The 22,391-nt window shown below is 36.0% G+C and carries 17 protein-coding genes and 1 tRNA gene; 6 read left to right on the forward strand and 12 right to left on the reverse strand.

Going from position 1 to position 22,391, the window contains the following annotated elements; all coding sequences use genetic code 11:
• Positions 1-128: 128 nt before the first annotated feature.
• From rhaT to P0Y62_05615, 9 genes are all read right to left on the reverse strand, one after another.
• Positions 129-1,217, reverse strand: a complete 1,089-nt coding sequence (gene rhaT / locus P0Y62_05575) for an L-rhamnose/proton symporter RhaT (GenBank protein ID WEK71026.1) — start codon at positions 1,215-1,217, stop codon at positions 129-131.
• A 495-nt stretch (positions 1,218-1,712) separates the two neighbouring features.
• A complete protein-coding gene (locus P0Y62_05580; GenBank protein ID WEK71027.1) occupies positions 1,713-2,867 on the reverse strand; it encodes a glycoside hydrolase family 88 protein in 1,155 nt (384 codons plus the stop codon).
• Positions 2,868-2,871: 4 nt separating this feature from the next.
• Entirely contained in the window at positions 2,872-3,648 is a 777-nt protein-coding gene (locus P0Y62_05585) for a rhamnogalacturonan acetylesterase (protein WEK71028.1), read from the reverse strand.
• A 182-nt stretch (positions 3,649-3,830) separates the two neighbouring features.
• Positions 3,831-5,705 (reverse strand): rhamnogalacturonan lyase, encoded by a 1,875-nt coding sequence (locus P0Y62_05590; protein ID WEK71029.1) that lies wholly within the window; start codon positions 5,703-5,705, stop codon positions 3,831-3,833.
• 369 nt (positions 5,706-6,074) lie between these two features.
• Entirely contained in the window at positions 6,075-6,878 is an 804-nt protein-coding gene (locus tag P0Y62_05595) for a DUF4350 domain-containing protein (GenBank protein ID WEK71030.1), read from the reverse strand.
• Between the two features lie 164 nt (positions 6,879-7,042).
• Entirely contained in the window at positions 7,043-9,814 is a 2,772-nt protein-coding gene (locus P0Y62_05600) for a glycosyl hydrolase (protein WEK71031.1), read from the reverse strand.
• 229 nt (positions 9,815-10,043) lie between these two features.
• Positions 10,044-11,366, reverse strand: a complete 1,323-nt coding sequence (locus tag P0Y62_05605; GenBank protein WEK71032.1) for a rhamnogalacturonan acetylesterase — start codon at positions 11,364-11,366, stop codon at positions 10,044-10,046.
• A gap of 1 nt (position 11,367) precedes the next feature.
• Complete coding sequence (locus P0Y62_05610) at positions 11,368-14,223, reverse strand: glycoside hydrolase family 2 TIM barrel-domain containing protein (protein ID WEK71033.1); 2,856 nt, start codon at positions 14,221-14,223, stop codon at positions 11,368-11,370.
• Positions 14,223-15,602 carry a glycosyl hydrolase family 28 protein gene (locus P0Y62_05615; protein ID WEK71034.1) on the reverse strand — a complete coding sequence of 460 codons (1,380 nt, stop codon included), beginning with the start codon at positions 15,600-15,602 and terminating at the stop codon, positions 14,223-14,225. Before P0Y62_05615 ends, P0Y62_05610 begins: the two co-directional genes overlap by 1 nt.
• Before the next feature lie 265 nt (positions 15,603-15,867).
• Here P0Y62_05615 and P0Y62_05620 point away from each other — a divergent pair, with 265 nt between their 5' ends.
• From P0Y62_05620 to P0Y62_05640, 5 genes are all read left to right on the forward strand, one after another.
• On the forward strand, positions 15,868-16,248 hold the full coding sequence (locus P0Y62_05620) for a hypothetical protein (GenBank protein WEK71035.1): 381 nt from the start codon (positions 15,868-15,870) through the stop codon (positions 16,246-16,248).
• 13 nt (positions 16,249-16,261) lie between these two features.
• A complete protein-coding gene (locus P0Y62_05625; protein WEK71036.1) occupies positions 16,262-16,777 on the forward strand; it encodes a hypothetical protein in 516 nt (171 codons plus the stop codon).
• A gap of 96 nt (positions 16,778-16,873) precedes the next feature.
• The gene (locus P0Y62_05630; GenBank protein WEK71037.1) at positions 16,874-17,386 is read left to right on the forward strand and encodes a hypothetical protein; all 513 of its coding nucleotides are present in this window, start codon (positions 16,874-16,876) and stop codon (positions 17,384-17,386) included.
• A gap of 631 nt (positions 17,387-18,017) precedes the next feature.
• Positions 18,018-18,278, forward strand: coding sequence for a hypothetical protein (locus P0Y62_05635; protein ID WEK71038.1), 261 nt, complete (start codon positions 18,018-18,020; stop codon positions 18,276-18,278).
• Entirely contained in the window at positions 18,275-19,381 is a 1,107-nt protein-coding gene (locus P0Y62_05640) for a glycine-rich protein (GenBank protein WEK71039.1), read from the forward strand. Before P0Y62_05635 ends, P0Y62_05640 begins: the two co-directional genes overlap by 4 nt.
• 348 nt (positions 19,382-19,729) lie before the next feature.
• Here the strand turns inward: P0Y62_05640 and P0Y62_05645 are convergent, their stop codons facing one another.
• Both P0Y62_05645 and P0Y62_05650 read right to left on the reverse strand, forming a co-directional pair.
• The gene (locus P0Y62_05645) at positions 19,730-20,713 is read right to left on the reverse strand and encodes an aldo/keto reductase (GenBank protein ID WEK71776.1); all 984 of its coding nucleotides are present in this window, start codon (positions 20,711-20,713) and stop codon (positions 19,730-19,732) included.
• A 92-nt stretch (positions 20,714-20,805) separates the two neighbouring features.
• Positions 20,806-21,549 (reverse strand): SDR family oxidoreductase, encoded by a 744-nt coding sequence (locus P0Y62_05650; GenBank protein ID WEK71040.1) that lies wholly within the window; start codon positions 21,547-21,549, stop codon positions 20,806-20,808.
• 59 nt (positions 21,550-21,608) lie between these two features.
• Here P0Y62_05650 and P0Y62_05655 point away from each other — a divergent pair, with 59 nt between their 5' ends.
• Positions 21,609-21,980: a helix-turn-helix domain-containing protein gene (locus tag P0Y62_05655; protein WEK71041.1), complete on the forward strand. Its 372-nt coding sequence runs from the start codon at positions 21,609-21,611 to the stop codon at positions 21,978-21,980.
• A gap of 318 nt (positions 21,981-22,298) precedes the next feature.
• Here P0Y62_05655 and P0Y62_05660 read toward each other — a convergent pair.
• A tRNA-Arg gene (locus tag P0Y62_05660) sits at positions 22,299-22,370 on the reverse strand.
• Positions 22,371-22,391 lie beyond the last annotated feature (21 nt).

The following is a 22,391-nucleotide window of genomic DNA, read 5'->3' on the forward strand; positions in this document are numbered from 1 at the left end:
GTCGTAAGCTCTCAAAAAGGTAATTCTACACATAAAAAGGCACCGAAAAGATCAGTACCTTATAAGAGCTATCAACTAACTCTGAACTATATGAATGATAAAAAGTCTATTACATCCTATTGACAGTTCTATCGTAAAGAATTTCCGTATCCTACAATCAGGATAGAAACAAACATTACAAGCATTCCCATAATAATGGTAGAAATTGTTTTCTTCGAAACGCCCTTCCATTCTTTGATAATAACACCCCATAAGTTGGCAATTAAAATGATGAATGCCATGTGTAAAATCCATGAACTTGGACCGTTCCCCATTTTACTTTCCCCCATTCCATAAAAGAAAAACTGTAAAAACCACATGGTTCCTGCCAATGCACAGAAAATAATATTCGCTACAACAGGTACATTTTTTTTCTTATAATCCGTATACGATTTATTTTTAAAAGAAAGATAAAGACAGCCAATAAGATTCGTTGCCATCCCTCCCCAAAGTACTACAACATAGGTGACATTATTCTGAAAAAGGAATTCTCCCTGTCCCGGATTAGCGGCTTTCCAGAGATCATTAGCAATAATTGCCATGGGTTTTCCTGCTTCGAGACCAAAATTAAAACAAGCGCTTAAAACTCCAGAAATAATAGAAACCAGCAAACCTAGTCCAAATTTATATTCCGTTTTTACTTCTGTTCCGTGAGAATCCAAAGAATCCTTCTGCAATTCTTTTTCCTTCATCATTCCCGCTTTTCCACTGATGATAATTCCTATCACGCAGACTAAAAGTCCCAGTAAAACAAACTGCCCCCATGTATTAGAAAACATCAGACCTATATTATCCTTTCCTGTTTGAGGAGAAAATTCGTAATAGATGGAAGGAACCAGCGAACCAAATATCATACAAAGTCCTAAAATAATGCTGCTTCCTAACGCAACGCCTAAATATCGGACCCCTAAACCATATGTGAAACCTCCTATTCCCCACAACGCGCCAAACAGAAATGTTAATCCTAAAATTGAAGAGCCTTCATTCCGGATGATTTCCCAAAAGTTTGGAATCGTCATAAAAGCAGCCAGCGGGGGGACAATAATCCAGGAAACAATTCCTCCGATCAACCAATAGGTTTCCCAGGACCAGCCTTTTACTTTTTTATAAGGCAGATAAAAACTCCCCGACGAAAAACCACCCAAAAAATGGAAAAAAACTCCTAATAATGCGTTCATATTTTTAACTTATGATTGAATTTGAAAATTAACACTATGGAATCGATTGCGCATCTTGTAGTGTCATGTACAATATTTTATTGTTTTATTTCCGGGAATAAAACTAAGATTTTTTATTAATTCTGTTAATTCTAAGCAAATATTAAAGTATCCAAATACCCCTAAACCTATAATACACATATTTTCAAATAGATACAATGTTATTGAAGTGAAAAATAAGCTAATCCTTTTACTTTTTAAGCGACTATTTCCTCTTCTGTTTTTACATTTTTTAGACTTAGAATCATAAAACTGAGCTTTAAAAATAAAATCATTGCATAAAAATAAGGCTTCAACCAAAATCTTTGTTTAATTTTAGTCAAAGCCTTTAAATAGTATATTTTTATCAGTCGGAGTAAAATTAATCCTTCTGAAGTCGAAAAATGTTGTCATTCTGATGAAGGAAGAATCTCAACGATAAAAATTTAAGCTTCTTCATTTCATTTTACAACAGTCTTATTTCAATTGATAAACCTCACTCGCTGCAAGCAACAAGCACCCTAATCCGTAATCTTCAAAATCAGGAACTTTATCGATCGCCAAAGGCTGTCCGTCTTTCGGTTCTTTTCCGGTTCCCTGGACCCATCCTAAAAATCCGTTGGGCTGAACAGAATCTTTTACAATAGCATTCCACGCTTTGATAATCACCGGTAAATAGGTCTTTTTATCGATTAAACCTTTATTGATTCCATACGCCATTCCGTAAACAAATAAAGCAGTTCCCGTCATTTCTTTTCCACCGAAATTAGTCGGATCGTGCAGACTTACATTCCAGAAACCATCTTCCCGCTGAAGAGGAAGTAAAGCTGACAAAAGATCTTTATAATCCTGTAAATATTCTTTATAGTGAGGATCAGATTTTGGTGTATCTTCCAATGTACGGGCTAAAGCAGCTACAACCCAGCCATTTCCGCGGCTCCAATAGCAATCTTCCCCATTTGGTTCCTTGTAAGGAGGAACAAAACTCTTATCTCTCCACCAAAGTTTGTCTTTTGCGTTGTACAGGCCATTTCCACCGTGTTTGTATTTGGTATAGGCATACATTTCGTAATTTTTGTCAAAATACTTCTGATCTCCCGCAATTCTTCCCAGTTTTGTAAAAATAGGCATCGACATCTGCAAAGCATCAATCCACCACCAATCATCAACCTGTTTCGTGGCAATCATACTGTCCATCGAAGCTTTTACCGCTTTAATTCTTTCCGGATTTTTTTTGCCATCAATTTCGTAAAGATCAATATAGGTCTGTCCACAAGCCTGATGGTCTGCATTTCGTGTGTAGGTGTCGCGCATCATATTCCAATTGTGCTTTTCAGACCAATCCAAGGCGTAATTATAATATTCTTTTTTAGGATTAACTTTATACAGCGCAATTAAACCTTCATAATAAACGGCACGTGTCCAGAGATTACTTGGCCAGACTTTTTTTCCGACAATTTCTTTTCCCGGATCTGGCCATTTGTCCATGAAATATTTATTGGCCCTTTCGGCAACCTCCAAAACTTCTTTTTTATTGGGAAGATCAGCTTTCTTGTTTGCCTTCTGAGCCGAACAAGAGTTTGCCCCTCCCATCACTAATGCAAAAAAGCTGGCTGCTAATAGTTTTTTCATAATGCTATTTTATATATTTTTTCAATTCACAATTTTTCAGTTGTTTAATTCCTTCTGTAACCAATTCTGCATTTAAAATCGCTCCTTCTTTATTGGTGTGGGTATGATCTTTGGGAAAGAAGCGGTTTACTTTTTCAGCTCCCAATTTCTCATATTTTTTAATAACCATTGTATTTAAATCTAAAAAATAAGCTCCTGTTTGCTGTGCAACTTCTTTTGCCCAAACTCCGTATTGATCTTTTTCTATTTTTCCTTTATCATTAAATTTATTTCTCGGAACTGGCGAGACAATAATTGGAATTGCTCCTTTAGATTTCGCGTCATTTGCATATTTTCTCATGTAATGACCATATGTATAAACGGTTTCATTCACTTTTCGGATGGGATTATAAATATCTTTTGACTCTTCTCCGATTCCTTTAATCGTTCCTCTGGCTCTTAATGTATCTGCCAATTCACCCCCGTCATTATGACCGAACTGCATTAACACATAATCTCCTTTCTTAATGGTTTTCATGATAGAATCCCATCTTCCTTCTGTTAAAAAAGTCCTGCTGCTTCGTCCACCTTTTGCATGATTCTGAATTTCGATTTTATTGATATTGAAATATAAATCCATAAAACTTCCCCATCCCCAAAGTGAATCAGCACCTTTTCCAGAACCGTTTTGCACTGTGGAATCTCCGATGATGTATAAAACGGGTTTATCCTGAAACTTTTGGAATGATGCTGCAATTAAGACTATTAAAGCTACAACCGGAACTAAGAATTTTATTTTCATAATTTTTATTTTTTTTGAACACTAAGCTCACAAAGTTTTTTACTTTTTTATATAAAAGACGAACTGAAAATCTTTGATTTCAAAACTTATGTGCTCTTCTCAAAAGACGAATCACAATCTTAAAAACTAATGTGTTTAAAATCTTTTGTGACTTTTGTGGTTAAAATACTTCCCACAAAAACCTATTTCTTTTCAGTGAAAATATTCGGTTTTGGAATTTCCTTCACTGATTCATCCAAATAATAATCTGTATGTGGAGGTTGATTATAGCCTACATTTTGCCAGACAATACTCAAACGGTATTGCGGATTGTGCATCAAAGTGTACAAACGATGTTTTGTCGGAATCGTTGTACTGAAAATTCTCAACTCCTGATTATCGGTAGTTCTGTAAATCAATTCTTCTCTCCAGTCTCCGAATAAATCTGCAACCAAAGATGGGTTTTTCTTTGTCCCGTTATTTGATTCACATTGAAAATCTTTGGCGTTAAAAATGACATTTGATTTTTCTTTTTTCCAGTCCCATTTTGAAACGACGGTTCCGTCTAAAATTTCGCTTAAAAAATCGTCGTCCCAATAAATCCCCATATTACAAGCCGGAGTTTTATCGGCAATTTTCTTTCCTTTTGCGTTGTAAAGACCTTTCACTCCCGCTCCTGCAGCCCAAGATTCTGAACCTTCATAACGAGGGTCAATATTTAACGATAAACCTCTACCCGGACCCTGAAACTTACTGTCTTTGCTGTAGGTTAAAGAAGGTAATTTCCACAAAACTTTTCCTGTTTTTCCATCTCTGAAATGGGCTCCTGCATCATCAAATCTTTCCTGAATATCAAAAATTTCCAATCCGGGATTTGATGGGTCTAAATCTCCAACGTGCAACGCATCGCCGTGACCGTAACCTGTACTGTTTAACACTTTTCCGTCGTCATCAACCGTTATTGCACCGAAAACAATTTCATCTTTTCCATCATTATCAACATCAGCAATCGTTAAATTATGATTTCCCTGTCCGCGATATTTTTTGTTTTCTTCTGAACTTTCAGTATCAAAAAGCCAGCGAAGACTGAGTTTTTTATCTTTATAATCCCAAGCCGCAATCGCCGTTCTTGTGTAATATCCTCTCGACATAATCACACTCGGAGTTTTTCCGTCCAAGTAAGCAACTGCTCCCAAAAATCGGTCGATACGGTTTCCTTTGGCGTCGCCCCAGGTATCGGTCATTTCTTCATTGGTCGGATTTAAACTTCCTGCAAATCTTGGAACCTGATAATTGACTGTATTTATTTCTTCACCCGTTTCTCCATTAAAAACCGTTAGAAATTCCGGACCGGAAAGAATCATTCCGTTTTCATTGACGTAATTTTTGGTCGGGTCGCCAATGAACTTTCCTTTTCCGTCTTTGCTTCCATCGGCGGTTTTCATTACGATTTCTGCTTTTCCGTCCTGGTCTAAATCGTAAACCAAAAACTGCGTATAATGCGCTCCTTCTCTTATATTTTTGCCTAAATTAATTTCCCACAAAAACTGACCATTTAATTTATAAGCCTGAATAATCGGTGGGTCGGTTTCTCCTTTTTGGCTGTTATCTTTTGACCTTCCTGTTTGGTGAAGAATGATTTCGTATTCGCCGTCACCATCCAAATCAGCTACAGATGCATCATTAGGAGTGTAACCTTGCGGCGTTTTCAACGGAATTGAAAAATATGGTTTCTGATTCGCCGTATATTTTGCAAAATCCTGGTCAACGTCCTGATGTTGTGTGTTCGATTTTACGAAATAGGTGTAATTTTTTCCTTTGTCAGCGGTTTTATCTAAAAAATTAGTTTCGTTGAGTAACGGCTTTTCATTCAGTTTTCTGGTGTGATTATTTTCTGTGCGATACACATCAAAATGAGTATTCTGAGCTTCTGTTCCCAACAATCGCCAACTTACAAAAACGCCTGATTCTGCAGGAATGGCAACGATTCCTCTTTTCAGGTACTCCATTTGTCTTTGCGCAAAGATGGTTTGCGAAAGAAATAAGACGGATGTAATGAATATGTATTTGATTTTCATATTTGAAATCTCTTGCTTTTATAAGTTTTGGCTAAAGCCGAATTTGAAACCTCATTTTTTTAAACGGGCTAAAGCCCGTTCCTATTGATTTGTAATCCTTGCAAGGTTTTGAATTTTGATAAGGATTAAACTAATATTTGCTCAATGTCATTCTGACGAAGGAAGAATCTTATCAATTTTAGTTGAGATTCTTCACTCCATTTCATTTCGTTCAGAACGACAAACGCTCTATCAATAACGTTTTAAACGTTGAATCGCTCACAACCCGGCCTGAGTTGAACCCTTTTATCGCAGTAAAGCGGAGACAAAAAAGCGGAAGGCAGATTAAGCTACTCAAATAAACAAATTCAATCGATTGCACATATTGGATTATTTTTTAGAAACCTGGTTCAGCAACCACTTTACCCATTCTTCAGTTCCTTCGTAATTGGAAAAATCCTCGGTCAGTTTTTTTCCGTCAATATATTCGTTATAGCACCAAGGGTCACCCAAAGCGAAGACTGTTCCTTTTCCAACTTTTGCAATGGCACCAATCACTTGATTTTCAGCATACAAGAATGGTTTCGCAGGCGCTTTTACCGCAATAGTGCTGACTTCTTTCATATATAATTTAAGTTCCGAAAACACTTCATTTTCCGGTTTTACGTAGACTGCACCTTTCTCAAACTCCCTGCCTTTAAGTCTGTTGATGCTGTCATCGTTAAAATGAATACCAAACTTTTCCGCCAACTTGTTGAAATACTCAAACTCAGAATTGCCGTTATCGTTGCTTAAAAGAACAAGAACACCGCCGTTTTTCACCCACTTTTTGAGGTTTTTTATCGTTTTAGTATCTATCAGGTTGGCTTTTCCACCGTAAGCTTCTTTGTCGATATCTGGGTCAACGATGATATAAATATTGGCATTTTTCAAATCTTTTTTAGATGGAGCTGTTGTTAAACTTGAAATTTCTGCACCTTGTTTTTGAAAAAGTTCGCCCAACATAGAAAAGCCACCATTTGTCGTATCATTCCAGGTATAATGCCAAGATTCCAGAACTTTGGTTTCTTTGTTTTCCTTTTTTTCATTGTTGAAAAAGTTGTCTAAAACAACTTTCGGTTTGTTTTGAGCATTGGAAAACTCGAATGTGAGGAGTGTTCCTAATGCTAATGTTTTTACGATATTTTGCTTCATATCTATTTATTTTAAATTATTTGTTGGTTTTTCGCAAATCGAAGATTCGACGTAGTCAAAAACGCAAGTTAATGAGAAAAATACTTATTTAAGGCGCAAAGATTTTATCTTCGATAAAATTCTTTTTTAGAATTTTTCAACAAATAATGTTTCATTTTTATAATTTATTTTGTGTAAAATACTGGAATTAATTGAATTTCGCCATCCAAACCCGAAGGTTGTACTTTCCAATTTGAAGCGTCAAAAGGTTTGTAATCGATGTTTACAAAATTGATTTCGTGGTAATTTCGCCACTGGATTTTATTCTGGTCCATATAACGGATTCGGTTTGCCATCAAATTTGAAACCTCAATCTGAATGGTGTTTTTTCCTTTTTTCAAATATTTTCCGACGTTGATTTCAAACGGAAGGCTCCAGACAATCCCTGCGTCCTGTCCGTTGACAATCACTTTTGCGCTTTCATATAATTTGTCAAACTTCAGTACAAAATCGTCGGCTTTTTTATTTAATTTAAATGAAGTTGTGTAAACTCCTGTTCCTGAAAAGCTTTGTGTTGAAGCATCTTCTGTGAAATTTGTCCAAGATTGAAGCTTATTCAAGGTTTTTGATTTCGGAAGTTCAGGCCCACCTTCTTTGAAAGTCAGTTGCCAAGGTTGGTTTAAAATAATTGGAGTTTCTGTTTTATCAACGTATTTCCATTTTGAAATTGAATTGTCCGGAGTTTCTGAAGCTTTTATAATTAAAGATTCTCCTGATTTTAATTGAACTTTGACCGAATTATTCTGCGTTTCTGCAATTCCAAAATTGCCGTTTTCAGGATTCATCAAAGCGACGTGTTTTCCAATAAAATTTAACGGAATATTTTGATTGATTGCTTTCGAAGTATGATTGACGATGTAATAATATTTCCCTCCGTCAAATTTTCTTCTGACAAATTTCAATCCCGTATCGACTAATTTTTCTCTTTCAATTTTTAAATATTCCAACGCTTTTTCAACATCAGAGCTCAAAACAATTTTCCCTTTTCCGAAGGTTGCTGATTTTACATTTCCGTCTTGCTGAAAAGGAATTTGAGTCCATAAAAATTGTAATTCATTTCTTCTTTTTTCCACTTCAAAATTTCCCGGAACATTTTTAGGTTCGCTTTGGAAAATCACTGAAGCGCCATTCTGAGCCAAGTTTAAAATATTTTTTAAGGTTGATTCAGAGAAATAATTCAGTTGAGGAATAATTAAAACTTTATAAGAACCTCCATTTTTTGAAACCTGAATATTTTGATTTTCAAACTTTGCTTCACCAATCATTTTATCCGAAATCATATCCAAAGAATAGCCGGATATTCCTAATTTCTCAAGGTTTTCATAAAACACAGTCGGGTGCAGCCATTTCTCAATATTATGAATTTTGAACGCCATATCTTTCCCTTTCGGACTCGCCCATTGGTCGTAAATCGGCCAGTACATCAGGATTTCGTTGTCTGATTTTCCGTTTTGCAAAACAGATTGCGTTCGCTCAATGTAAGAATTTAAGTCTTTAATGTTTGGCCACAAACTGTTTTCAGGAACAAAATTCGTCGAAGCATAAAATAGCCAGCCAGGAAACTGAACATCAGTCGGCGTATAAGTCGTTCCGTGGTAAAAAATATGATTGATTCCTGATAAAAAAATCTGTTCCGCTTCTGGTTTTACCTGTGACCAGGACGTTTTGAAATGCTCTGTCAACCAAGTGAAAGATTCGTTGGAAATCAAAGGCTTTCCCGTAATATTTGCCGCTGAAGATGCGAATTTCAGCATATTGATATCGGGAACTTCTTTTGTATTGATGTCTTCCACATTCCTTTTCAAACCCTGAATATCGAATTTTGTGCTTCCGAAAGTTTCAGATTCCGGAATATCGACTGCCACATATAAATCCAGCAAATTTCCCGGTGAACCGTGTGCCTGATTTGTATTTTTGGAGTTTTTGGAATGTGCCCAATTCGTGAAATTTTCGGTGAAATTATGAAGAATCAGTTCGCTCATCGTTTCACGATAATCCGATTTTATTCTTCCAGCCATCTCACTTTCATTATCCTCTACCAAATATTTAATGTAAGGAGCTAAATCGTAACCTCTTCTTTTTTTGAATTCTTCTTTAAAATCCGTCGTCCAATCGGCATTATAAACCTCATAACTATCATTGAAAAACGAACGAATTCCATAGTTTGAATTTCCAAAAGCTTTATCGAAAGTTTTCAGATAATCTTTGGTCGCATCAGGCGAAAAATGATCTAAAGTATAGCCGTCACCACCCGGAGCGGCACGTTTTACTTTCTGCAACGTTTTACCTACAAAAACTGCATAAATTGTCCATTTTCCAGAGGTTGGTTTCCAATTTAAAGTTCCGTCTGCATTGATTTTATCGGTTAAAACTACCGCTTCATTTTTTTCATTGTAAGCGGTAACGATGTCAAGTTTTATGGTTTTTAAATTTTTCTGTTTTTCGTCTTTTAAAACAATATTTTCAGAAAATTTTTCATTCGGTTGAATCTCATAAATCTGAACAATCATTTTTGTCGCCGCATCCTGCTCATCAACTTGCGGTCCGCCAATTGGCCAGCCTGTTCCTACAGCCATATCAACGCCCATTTTCAGGCTTTTAGCTTTATCTGTAGTGAATTGCAACATTTTCATCCATTCCGGAGAAAGGTAATTGATGTATTTATTTTCAAAGCCTCTCGCTCCGTAAATCGGAACAATTTCAACTCCACCGAAACCTGCATTGGAAAGGGTTGTCAATTGTTTATCCAGGCCTTTTTCGTCAACGGCACTCCCCATCCACCACCAGCGCGTCCACGGCTGAGCGGTGTTGGTCGCCTTTGGCCACGGATTCTGTGCGGAAAGATTTCCGAAGGCAAAACAGAGAACGCTGAGTTTGACTATATTTTTGATTTTCATTTTTCAACTTTTTATTTTTAACCACAAAAGGCACAAAAATTTTTACACATTAGTTATTTTGAAGTTTGTGATTCGACTGTTGAGAAGAACATTTTAGTTTTCGCAAATCTTTGATTTTAATTATCAAATTTTGTCATTTCGAGGAACGAGAAATCTGTTTATAAATAGATTCTTCACTACACTTCGTTTCGTTCAGAATGACAAGCTGCAAATTATTACTAAAAAAAAATTAATTTCCATCAGGCTTTAAAGATTCCATAAAAACAGATTCCGGCCAGTGGAATTTTTCGACATTATCAGGTTTATTCGGGTCAAAACCTTTATAATTTTTAGACACATATTTACTCAAAGGCAACTTTTCATCTACAATACTTTTCACGACACATTTTGCCAATTCGTAAGCTCCGTAAGGATTAAAATGGGTATCGTCTGCCAAGTCTTTCGGCTGATTCGGGTAAGAATTTGCAGGATAATGAACAAATGCTTTCTTCGCTGCTTCCGGTCCCATTGCTTCGAACAGGTTTTTGCTTAATGCATTTAGATCAATCAAATCCACTTTTTCTTCTTTTGCAATTTCCCGCATTGCATCAGGAAAGTCATCTAAAGTATTGACAATTTTATTGTTTTCATCAAAAACTCTGCGATTCATTGAGGTTACCAAAACCGGAATTGCACCCAATTGTTTTGCTTTTTGAATCCATTCTTTTAATCTTTTTCTATAACCCGATTTTACGCTGTTTCCTGCTTTTTGGTCGTTGTGCCCAAATTGAATGAATAAATAGTCTCCAGATTTTATTTTATTCCAGATTTTATCGATTCGGTGACGGTCTTCAAAGGCTTTCAAAGTTTCTCCGCTTTCGGCATAATTGGCAATCACCACTTCATTCGGAACAAAAAAATACGGCAACATTTGTCCCCAAGAAGCCCACGGTTCGTACTGCGCATCAACAACCGTAGAATCTCCCGTCAAGTAAATCGTCTTCGTCGTTTTATTAGGTTGAATAATTACCGAGCAAACTTTCGGAGCTTTATCATTAAATTCAATAGTCAACAAATTGTCCCAGTGTAGATATTTTGTTTCTCTCGGTTTTAATTTTACAATTCCGATTTTTTCGCCGTTTTGATTTCTAATGATGCTGTCTTTTACGTGAACTGAAATTTGTTTTTCGATAATTTCTCCTTGTTTTGTTTTGACATCACTTAACATCAAACGGCGATTTTCTACACGAACTGTAGTTTCAGAACTTCCTTTTGTATCGCCTAAATTCAGTTTAATATCATAATTCCCTTCAGGAATTACCACCGAAAAATAGAAAGGTTTGTCGCTTGTGATAAAATCTCCCGTTAAAGCATTTCCACCGTTATCAACAGATTTTAAACCGGAAATATCCATAAATCCATAACCGATTTTTCTATCAAATTTTGAAGTTGAAGTAATAGGAATAAAACCTTTTTCCACTCTGTCTCCGCCAAAATCAAATTTGAAAATGGTTTGCTGTCCAAAATAAAATGAACAGATCAATAGTACTAAAAATGATAATTCTTTCTTCATTTTAATCTGTTAAAATATTTTCTTTTGGCATTGTAAACTGTTTATTTTCATCGCCCAAATCCGGCAAACCGAAGTAAAAATATAAGGTTCTTTTAAATGTTCCGTTCAGATGATTCGGTTCGCTTTCTAATCCTAAAGATTCAGTTTTATCGTTAATGTTAAACGCCAAAACAGTTCCCAACGGTGGAATTGAGTCGAGGAAGGAAATATTTCCGCTTGGTAATTTTGGATAACCTTCTGCTCCATAAATTCCGTAAAAATCAAAAAGTCTGACGAACATTTTTTCTTCCTTGGTTCCGACTGTTATTTTTCCTTCCGCAGTATCGAGTTGCAACCACGAAACATCATCAAAATAACCTTTAAATTCAGGATAAATCCAAGGTGATTGTCCGGTTCTTGTTGAATTTTTTAAGTTCTGCCAAACATTATAAGCCTGTCCCTGCAAACGGTTTTTCCAAACGTGATAAGGTCCTTTTCCGAGCCATTTTGCATTGATAACATAATTTTCCGGATAGTCGAAACTTACGCCCGAAAATTGATAGTCTCCAGATAAAGAATATTCATAATTTAATTCTAAAATTCCATTGGGATTGAGTTTCCAAAGAATTTTATTTCCGTTTTTATAAGTGACTTCAATTAATTGATTTTGCCCTTCCACAAAAGATTTGATGGAAGACAATTCCATTTTTCCGTTTACGAAAACAGGACCGTTTTTGAAGGTCATTTTTTTGCCTTTCTTATCGAGAATAACAGATTTTAATAATCCGTCTTTCTTTCCGATTGAAAATTCTTTTTCGTCTGATTTTAAGATAAATAATGAATCATTTTCGGCTACAGAAATAGGAAATTCTTTAGCTAAAGTTTTAGAAAACTGTTTTGAAATTTCATCATTAGATTTCAATTTCCAAGTCCAGGTGTAAATTTCTTTTCCGAAAGAATCGGTTGCTGTTAATAACAAGCCTTCATTTTCTTTCCAGTTTGCAGGAAGATTTAAATTAATATTTCCTTTTTCTGTCGGTTGAATATTTGGTGATTGTACTTTTCCTGATTTTATCACATCAAAACCGGATTCCGAAGAAAATGGTGTTTTAAATTCAACTAATTTCCATTCAAACTGACATTCATTTAAATTCGTAAAATGATAACGGTTTTCGACAGGAATCATTCCATTAAAATCATTCGGAAACGTTTTCAAATCAATTTTTACCGGACTGTAAATTTCACGGATAGCGTAAAAACTTCCTTCTTTTTCACGATGGGGTCCCAAAACTCCGTCGGGTGCGTTGATTGCATTAACATCGATTTGATTATTGAAATCCGTTCTTACCAAACCTTCATCCACAAACGCCCACAAAAAACCGCCCGCTCCTTTTTTGGAATTCCAGTGCAATTCCCAATAATCTGCTAAAGAAGTCCCTCCACCACCATCGTCCTGAGCGTGGAGAAATTCGGTCGGCATATAAATATTTTCACCTTCAAGGATATTTTTTGTGCTGTAATAATCTTCGTAATGATTGCAATCGATTCCGTTGAAAGCGTTTCCCGGCTTGTGATGCGCGTGAATGACAGGACGATTAGATAGGTCGTATTTTGCAAACTCATTATCCAAATCAAAATTATGTCCGCCTTCATTTCCGTTGCTCCAGAAAATAATCGATGGATGATTGGCATCTCTCACAACCATTTCTTTCACAAGCTTTTTCCCGACTTCCGTGCTGTATTTTTTTTGCCAACCCGCCAATTCATCCAAAACGTATAAACCGAGCGAATCGCAAATTTTTAAAAACGATTTATTCGGCGGATAATGAGAACAGCGAACGGCATTCATATTCATTTCTTTGATGAACTGAACGTCCATTAAATCGATATTTTCCGTAACTGCTCTACCCGTTTCCGGCCACCAAACGTGACGGTTGATGCCTTTCATTTTCACCTTGGTTCCGTTGATGAAAATTCCGTCGCCTTTTCGGATTTCTATGGTTCTGAAACCGAATTTTTCTTCGGTTTGACTGATTGTTTTTTTGTTTTTATTTAAAGTGAATTTTGCTTTGTACAAATTCGGTGTTTCAGCCGTCCAAAGTTTCGGATTTTTAATGGAAAACTGAACCTGTTTTAAAGTATCGCCTTTTTGGATTTGAACCTGAGATTCTCCGACCAGATTATTTTTAACATCAAAAATTTCAACTTTCAAATTATTTGTGGAATTAATTCCTTTCAAGCTAATATTCGAACGGAAAGTTCCGTCTGCTTTAGCATCAATTACCGTTGATGAAATATGTTCTTTCGAAGTTGCTTCCAAATAAACAGGTCGGAAAATTCCACCTAAAATCCAATAATCAGCTAAGCGTTCCGCATTGTTGACCGATTTATCAGCCGACATTTTGGAAACTTTGACTTCTAAAATATTTTCTTTTCCGAACTGTATTTTATCTGAAATATCATATTTAAATTCATAAAAAGCACCTTGGTGAGTTGCTCCGGCTGATTTTCCATTGATTTTCACTTCGGTATCGGTCATCGAACCTTCGAAAACAATGTTAATGATTTTGCCTTTCCAGGAATTTGGGACTGAGAATTTGTGCTTGTAAAGACCTATTTCATCATTAAATTTGAAATTTTTGCCGTACGTCACATAATCCCGACCATAATTGTACGAGCCAAATCCTTGCTGTTCCCATTGTGAAGGAACCTGAATTTTATTCCAGCTTCCTGATTTTCGTCCCCCGCTTATCCAAAAATCCCATTCTTTTGTGTGCTCAGCATCTTTCCCAGTTAAGAATTGAATTTCTTTAGACTGAGAAAACAAGAGTTGTGAATAAACACATAATAAAGCAAATATTTTGGAAGAAAAACTCATTATTTTGCGGCAATATCGGAATCGTCTTTTTTATCGTAAGATTTCGTAAGAGAAGCTAGTTTCGTTACCCTAACTTTAGTTTGCTTTAAATTCTGAATAGCGTTTAAATTTTGCTCCTCAGACTTCAATGCTTTGATTTTCAAATTTTCAAACTTAAAATCTTTCAGCTCATACAAGTCTGATTTTTCAATATCAAAAGCGGTTTCACAACTGATATCAATATTTTTTAGTGTAATATTATTGGCTAATCTCATTTTAGGTTTTTCTTCCCCTTTCAGATCAAAAAACTGGTTCCAGCCTTTTACATATAAGAACGTTTTTACGTTTCCTTTGATGTTGTCGAGCATAATGTATTCGTAATGTTGGGGCGTATCGGGACGCATTTTCAAATGCAGTAATCTTGAAGCATCTTTCACCGTAGAATTTCTGAAAATGATATTGTAATTATGAATAGATTCGCTTCCGCAAGTCAATGCAGAATGGCAGAATCCGAAAGTATTGTCTTCGATGATGATGTTCCTGTTTTCTCCGTTATTTGGGTCAACGTCTGCTTTTGGACCTTTTCCTCCTTTTAAAGCAATTGCGTCATCATTTACTGACATGTAACAGTTCTTCACCAGAAAATTTGAACAGGCATCAATATCAATAGCGTCCGTACTTGGCGCCTTTACTGGAGCTTTCGGAGCAAGAATCGTTAAGTTTAATAATTTTACGAATTGGGATTTATAATAATGTGTGCTCCAGAAGGGTGAATTTTTAAGGGTAATTCCTTCAATCTGAATATTTTTTGAATTGGAAACATAGATAATTCTAGGTCTCATTTCGTCCATATTGGTACATTTAGGATTCCATTCGCGTCTTTTCCAGAATGATTTCCAATATCTCAAGCCATTTCCGTCAAGTGTTCCTTTTCCGGAAATTGTGAAACCATCCAATCCATCTGCGTTAATTAAAGCGGGAAAATATTTCACGGTTTGACCTTCTATTCTTGTGGTGACTACAGGAAAATCATTAATATCATCGCTTCCTTTTAATTTTGCTCCGTTTTCTAAATGCAAATGAGTTCCTTGTTTAAAGAAAATTGAACTGATTAAAAAAGTTCCTGTCGGAACGATAATAACGCCTCCTCCATTTTTAGCTGCCAAGTCAACAACAGCTTGAAATTGTTTGGTCTGAAGAATTGTACTGTCATTCTTGATGCCATTTTCTGTGATAACATATTTTTTTCCTAATGTATTAATATCTGTTGGTTTGTTTTCTTTAAACCATTTCGGAATGGCAGTTCCGTCCGGGAATTTGTCCTGACTTTTTACGTTTATTGAAAAAAGAAAAAGTATTAAAAAAGAGAATGTGAAGTTATATATATTGTGAAATTTCATAATTTTTAAGTAAATCTTGAATTTATTTTAATTAAACCAATTAACAAAATAAAAGTATACATTTTACCTATTCATGGCATCCTGCTCTTTCATGCTGATCAAGTACGCCCTGAAATACCTATCCTTATAAAAGAATAAATCATTATTACGTCCGGTCTATTTGGCATTTACATGCATAAATTTATTTTTTTTGAAAATTAAACACAATAAAGTGAAATATTTATTATATTCGCAACACTAAATACATTTTTAAATATTAATCATTATGAAAAAAATCTTTTTATCGGCAATCTTTGCCAGCATTTTCTGTGCAGTTGTTTCATGTTCAACAGAAAGAACCACTTTAGCATCTGTTGAGGATATGAAATCAACAGAAATGTCCACTTTTGACAAAGCGCTGAAAGACATCATGAAACCTGAAAATCTTTCAACACCGGAGGAAAAAGCTCGATTGGGTGCACAATTGAACGACAGAGCACTGAATATTCTTTTTAATGCCTCATTAAAACTAACAGGAAAAAACGGCAATAACAGCCTCAGTGAAAACAGCAACAGAATAGAAAAAGAAAAAGTAATTGTACAGGCTACTGAGCTTTATTTTTCTAAACTGAATACAATAAAAGCTAAACAAAAAGCAGAGAACTAAAAAATTTTAAGTCATGAAAAAAATAATTCTCTCCCTTTTTGTTCTGAGCACATTGCAGATATATGCTCAAAAAACAATTAATATATTTAATTATACCGGCTATAATTTAATCAATTCTTTAGTTGCTTCAGATCAGGCTAATAATTGTTATCCTTCAGTCAGTGGAACTAATTACCCAATTCCGGTTCCTCCTTTAGGCGCAGTAAGCTATACGGGTTATTACAATAGCCAACTCCAAAATCCACCCATAAATAGCTGGGATGTAGTACTTGCTCCTAATAATGGCAGCGTACAGCCCAGTACCTCTCCTGTTCTTATCGCATTGGGAGCCAGTACGGACTGGATGATGAATAAATTTTATGTATATGACCCAAATGGAGCTCCGCTCTATTACAGTGGCGCTTCTATAGGAACAATCAGCTGTGGTACTCCTTTGGTAAGTACCTTAATACCAACTTCTACAACACCTTATCCTTTTGAGGCATTTTGGTTTGTTGCAGGTGGTCAAACGTATTTTGTACTCCAATAATTAGTTCTTTATACCAACTCTTACAACAATATCCTTTTTTAGGCATTTTAGTCTGTACGATTGGTCAAATATTATTCTATAATCCACCTAAAAACTATGAAAAAAATTTTAATTATATCATCTATACTTCTGTCTTCAGTGTCATTTGCACAAGGAAGCTTAAATATTTTTAACTATTCGAGTTATGATCTTGCTATGCGTGTTGAAGCAGGCAATACCACCAATTGTCTACCTTCTGTAATAACCAGCATGAATTTTCCTGCCTCTACACAGGATGTAATCAATAATTTCAATGATTCACTTCCTTATGCTGCAGGCTGGTCTGTGAGGTTATCCACAACAGGCAGCCCAACGAATGTAACAGTTCCTTCAGGTCTGCTAACGACCGTATCATCCCTTACTCGCTGGCAATTTTGTTGGTATCAGACTATGGACCCCGTTACGGGTAATACAGTCTATGACACAGTAGACTTTAATATGGGGGATACTTCAGCATTCCCGAATTGCGGATGGAGCAGCTCGACTGATATTGTAGGAACTGTTACCAAAGCAATTTGGTTTTATATTCCTTCGTCAAATGCAACTTATTTAATTATTAACCCTGCTTAAATTTTGAAAAAAATTGTTTAAAAATACTCGCAAATTCTTTCAATAATTAAGTATATACATTAATTGAATTTAAATCCCTGAACTTTTTTGGTTTGGGGATTTGTATTATAAACTTAAGGGATAAAAAGAAACCTCAACAGGATTCGAACCTTTTACAAACTATTCGCCTATAGTTCACCCTCTTCTAAACTAAGCCCTTAATACTGGAAGGTACTTTTTATTTAGTCACAATTTATGCCTAAGAATATTTATCTGTTTTCAAACAGTTAAAATCAGTTTCAATAACATTAATAAATTTCACAACAACAGGATATATACATTTGTTTATTTTATTGAATATTTCTTATTTATTTTTTTCATATATTTAATTTTTAATCACATATCTTAAATATATTTATCAATTCTATATTTTAACATTTAAATAAAATAGCCTATGAAACAACATCTCTACACAATTACAAATTCTTTTTTCTTTAACTCAACCTAAAAATCTACAGCAGAAAATAAAGCTATAATCTAGTAAAAAACACATTTACTTGGATAAGCAAATAATGAATTTACTGTTTAATCAATAAGAATAATTGTATAAATCTAAAAAAAACTACTATTTTCTCTAGCCATTTTACCATCAATGCAAAGTTTTGGATTGCAGTATGAGTATGATGGTAGTGCTCATTGTGTAAGTATTAAAATGTTATTTACAAGTGAGACAACTTCCAATTTCAGACAATTAATATATTCTCCTTCTGATTTTACTACTGTAACTCAGGCAGGAAATATAATAACTGTTTATACGAAAGCCTCCAGCGATAACTCAATCACCAATTTAACGGTGAAAATGGGAACAATGGGCTCAAAACATATGTTTAATACATTAAAATTAAAATCATGAAAAAAATTACACAACAATCAAAGATTAAGATATGGGGATTAAAAACTAAAACCTCATTTTTAATATTATTTGGCGCAATTTTATATTTCACTCAAATACAAGCACAAACTTTCTCTTATACAGGAGCTGTACAATCGGTAACCCTTGCTGCAGGTTCTTATCAGATAGAAATGTGGGGAGCTGATGGAGGTGATGCACTTAAGGGAACTGGCGGTAAAGGTGGATATAGTACAGGGACTTTAACGGTTGCCACCTCTACAACTTATTATATTTATGTTGGCGGTAAGGGAAGCACGGCAACGAGTTCAACACCTGGCGGATGGAATGGTGGTGGCAGCTGTTTAGGCACATATACTACCGGTTATAACGGAGGAACTGGCGGTGGCGGAACTGATATCAGGACTACTCAAAATACTACCTATGCGGACAGAATAATTGTTGCTGGCGGCGGCGGCGGCGGTACCGGTTATAGTACTTATACTGGAAATGGAGGCAATGGAGGCGGTACTGCTGGAAGTAATGGGGGAAGTAGTCGTGGGGCAACTTATGCAGGGGGTGGTGGAAGTCAAACAGCAGGCGGTACATCTGCAACTGGAGGGATAACCTCTTATTCTTTAGCTGGAGCATTAGGAACTGGCGGAAGCTATTCAAGTACAGGAACTTTGGGTGGTACTGCTGGTGGCGGTGGATATTATGGTGGTGGTAGTGGACACTGGGGAGGAGCTGGCGGCGGCGGTTCTTCCTACGTGGGTGGTGTAACAGGTGGTGTAACTATACAGTATGGTCAAGCAGGTTTTGTTTCCAATCCTGATACTACGGGTAACGGGAGGGTTACTATCACCAATTCTTCGTTGTCAACATCTGAAGTAAGTACCAAGAGTACTATAAATATTTATCCCAACCCAACGACAGATTTCTTAAACGTAACAAAAGTTTCAGATAAAGCAACATATAAAATTTATAACCCCGCAGGGCAATTAGTAAGTAAAGGATATATGAATGGTGGAATAATTAATGTTTCGGCATTGACAAAAGGTACTTATGTGATTGCTATTGAAGATAGAGGAAACGATTTGTTTACATCTAAGTTTATTAAGAAGTAGTAAACTAATTTAAATTTTAAAGAATCTGTTCTTCTAAATTTATTAATGGAATGTATATAATCGATATTCAAGATGTCTCAACTTCAGTTCAGAAGAAATTCATCAAGAAATAATAATTATTTAATTAATTTTTTTAATGAATAAGCTCTCATTTCTGAGAGCTTATTTTTTTAAACACTTTAAAATTTTAAACCTCAACTCTGTAGAAACATCATTTAGTGTCTAATAAATTGTCTCTTAAAGGATCAATTTAAATTAATATAAACTATATTTAGCCTACTCACACTAAGATTGCTTTTGGTAATCATTCTCACAGTAGATAATCAAATATCTCATAAAAGTATTCATTTACCTGCCTTGTAGATCTGCCGCGCTTGCGGAATAGCGTTCTCCCTGAAGAATGATGTTGTCCAAAGCTTTATGAATACTGGATAGATCATTATCGCTCAAATGGATTTTTGCTCCACCTATATTCTCTTGTAAGCGGGTAATTTTTGTGGTTCCCGGAATCGGTGCAATCCACGGCTTTTGCGCCAACAGCCATGCCAACGCAACCTGTGCTGGCGTTGCGTCTTGTTCTCTCGCAATTTTTGTTACAAGGTCAACAATAGCCTGATTCGCTTCGCGGTTTTCTTTGGTAAAACGAGGAAAAGAATTTCTAGCATCGGTCTTGTCAAATTCAGTATCTGCATTCATCTTACCCGTTAAAAATCCTTTCCCTAATGGGCTAAACGGAACAAAGCCAATGCCCAATTCTTCAAGCAATGGAATGATTTCCTTTTCAGGTTCCCGCCAGAACATGGAATACTCGCTTTGCAGGGCAGTCACGGGTTGTACGGCGTGCGCCCTGCGAATACTTTGCACGCCGGCTTCACTCATACCAAAGTGTCTTACTTTTCCTTCGGAAATCAAATCTTTTACGGTTCCGGCAACGTCTTCAATAGGCACACCTGGGTCCACGCGGTGCAGATAAAACAAGTCAATATAATCGGTTTGCAAATACCGGAGCGAGTTTTCTGCCACCTGCCTGATACGTTCTGGACGGCTATCCAAACCATCTGTATACCTACCATTTTTAAAGCCAAACTTGGTAGCGATGATAGCCTTATCACGTACATCGTACAACGCTTTTCCTACTAACTGCTCATTGGCGCCTTGTCCATAAGCTTCTGCGGTATCAAAGAAAGTAATGCCCGATTCATAAGCTTTTTGGATAAGTGCAATGGCCTCTTTTTCATTTGTTGCTGGACCATAAGCAACGCTTAATCCCATGCAACCGAGACCAAGTTCTGACACTTCTAATCCCGAGTTCCCTAATTGTCGTGTTTTCATTTTGTATTTTATATTAATGTTTAAATATGTCATTGGATCTTTACTTCCGCCTTCCCCGTCTTTTATTTTCGGCACATTGGTTCTTTAGGTCTTTAAAGAAGCGACATTCCGCCATCCATAACAATTTCAGCACCAGTGATAAATTTTGCAGCATCAGTACAGAAATATGCCACCATTTTAGCCACGTCTTCTGCTGTTCCTTTTTTCTTAAGCGGAATGCGTTCAATCATCCAATCATGCAAAGAAGATAGTGTCTTTTCATCCAATCCCATTTTATTAAGTATTTCCGTATCGGTGGGTCCCGGGCTTACCGCATTTACGCGAATACCCCTTGGAGCTAACTCCAATGCAGCGATGCGCATCACCGAATTTAGAGCTGCCTTGCTGGAAGAATAAACAGAAGAATTTGCACCGTTCATACTGGCAGTGTTAGATGACAGGAATACCACAGAAGCACCATCTTTCAAATGTGGAATGAAATTGCTGAGCACAAAATAAGCTCCTTTGAAATTGACGTTGAAGATGTTATCAAAGAATGTTTCAGTGACCTGGCCAATCGGGCTTGAGTTTACTATTCCTGCGTTGATAAAAAGTATGTCTATTTTCCCAAACCGTTCAGTGACCTCAGCAACAAGATTTTCAGTTTGTTGAATGCTGGACTGATCGGAAACTATACCGGTTACCTCAAGCTCTTTAGACGCCTTATCAACGGCTTCCTGGCGTCTTCCAGTGATAATTACGATTGCCCCTTGCGCTTTTAGCTCCTTTGCGGTAGCATAACCTATGCCGCTATTTCCGCCAGTAATTACTGCAATTTTGTTTTTTAAATTTTTCATATAACAAAATTACCCCAAAATGGTATAACTTTGTTACCAGTATAACAGAGTATACCAAAATGACTAAACAGGAAAAAGCGGCCGAAATCTTATCGAATCCGCGTAATCAGAAAGAAGAAGTCCAAGCTTTACAGGACACTATTTATGTTATTGGAGGCAAATGGAAATTACCTATAATCAATTCACTTTGTAATGGTAATAAGCGCTTCCGTGAAATCGAACGAAGCATACCCGGCATTACAACCCGTATGTTATCCCGGGAACTAAAAGAAATGGAAGCTAACCAGCTCGTAAAAAGAACTGTTACGCCGGAAACCCCGGTGCTCGTTGAATATACCGTTACAGATTACTGTCAAAGTTTTGGAAATATAATTCTTGAGATGATTAAATGGGGAAAGGAACACCGAGAAAAAATTAAAAATACCATGTAATTTTGTTCTGTCGTCTCGAATATGAAAGGTTCGTTTCATTCGTCAATCCATTTTCTGCATATTCTCTGGTTTTTTTAGGCAGTAAAACTCACGATATTCAAAAAGTTTTGATTAGTAAATTTTTAAAGTCCTTGATAATAATCTTTCGCCAATCTACTTAGTAATTCATTGTCATGTTAGATTTTGTCGCTATTCTCCGAATTTTGGAATTTAAGATATTGAACTCAAAAAATAAATTCTTAAACCATGATTATCTATCTTAACACCAATAAATTATAGAAAAAAGGACAAGCCTTTTTTTAGACTTGTCCTAAGAGGTGACCGCAGAAGGATTCGAACCCTCACTGTCGGAGCCGAAATCCGAAGTTCTATCCATTAAACTATGCAGCCGGCTTTTGCATAAATGATAAT

The sequence above is a fragment of the Candidatus Chryseobacterium colombiense genome (assembly GCA_029203185.1).
Classification (GTDB): domain Bacteria; phylum Bacteroidota; class Bacteroidia; order Flavobacteriales; family Weeksellaceae; genus Chryseobacterium; species Chryseobacterium colombiense.

Excerpts from the sequence above, each read along its gene's own strand:
- P0Y62_05600 (WEK71031.1), bottom strand. The coding sequence starts at position 9,814 with ATGAAAATCAAAAATATAGTCAAACTCAGCGTTCTCTGTTTTGCCTTC.
- P0Y62_05635 (WEK71038.1), top strand. The coding sequence starts at position 18,018 with ATGCAAAGTTTTGGATTGCAGTATGAGTATGATGGTAGTGCTCATTGT.
- P0Y62_05580 (WEK71027.1), bottom strand. The coding sequence starts at position 2,867 with ATGAAAAAACTATTAGCAGCCAGCTTTTTTGCATTAGTGATGGGAGGG.
- P0Y62_05615 (WEK71034.1), bottom strand. The coding sequence starts at position 15,602 with ATGAAATTTCACAATATATATAACTTCACATTCTCTTTTTTAATACTT.
- rhaT (WEK71026.1), bottom strand. The coding sequence starts at position 1,217 with ATGAACGCATTATTAGGAGTTTTTTTCCATTTTTTGGGTGGTTTTTCG.
- P0Y62_05610 (WEK71033.1), bottom strand. The coding sequence starts at position 14,223 with ATGAGTTTTTCTTCCAAAATATTTGCTTTATTATGTGTTTATTCACAA.
- P0Y62_05640 (WEK71039.1), top strand. The coding sequence starts at position 18,275 with ATGAAAAAAATTACACAACAATCAAAGATTAAGATATGGGGATTAAAA.
- P0Y62_05605 (WEK71032.1), bottom strand. The coding sequence starts at position 11,366 with ATGAAGAAAGAATTATCATTTTTAGTACTATTGATCTGTTCATTTTAT.
- P0Y62_05620 (WEK71035.1), top strand. The coding sequence starts at position 15,868 with ATGAAAAAAATCTTTTTATCGGCAATCTTTGCCAGCATTTTCTGTGCA.
- P0Y62_05595 (WEK71030.1), bottom strand. The coding sequence starts at position 6,878 with ATGAAGCAAAATATCGTAAAAACATTAGCATTAGGAACACTCCTCACA.
- P0Y62_05650 (WEK71040.1), bottom strand. The coding sequence starts at position 21,549 with ATGAAAAATTTAAAAAACAAAATTGCAGTAATTACTGGCGGAAATAGC.
- P0Y62_05655 (WEK71041.1), top strand. The coding sequence starts at position 21,609 with ATGACTAAACAGGAAAAAGCGGCCGAAATCTTATCGAATCCGCGTAAT.
- P0Y62_05630 (WEK71037.1), top strand. The coding sequence starts at position 16,874 with ATGAAAAAAATTTTAATTATATCATCTATACTTCTGTCTTCAGTGTCA.
- P0Y62_05645 (WEK71776.1), bottom strand. The coding sequence starts at position 20,713 with ATGAAAACACGACAATTAGGGAACTCGGGATTAGAAGTGTCAGAACTT.
- P0Y62_05625 (WEK71036.1), top strand. The coding sequence starts at position 16,262 with ATGAAAAAAATAATTCTCTCCCTTTTTGTTCTGAGCACATTGCAGATA.
- P0Y62_05590 (WEK71029.1), bottom strand. The coding sequence starts at position 5,705 with ATGAAAATCAAATACATATTCATTACATCCGTCTTATTTCTTTCGCAA.
- P0Y62_05585 (WEK71028.1), bottom strand. The coding sequence starts at position 3,648 with ATGAAAATAAAATTCTTAGTTCCGGTTGTAGCTTTAATAGTCTTAATT.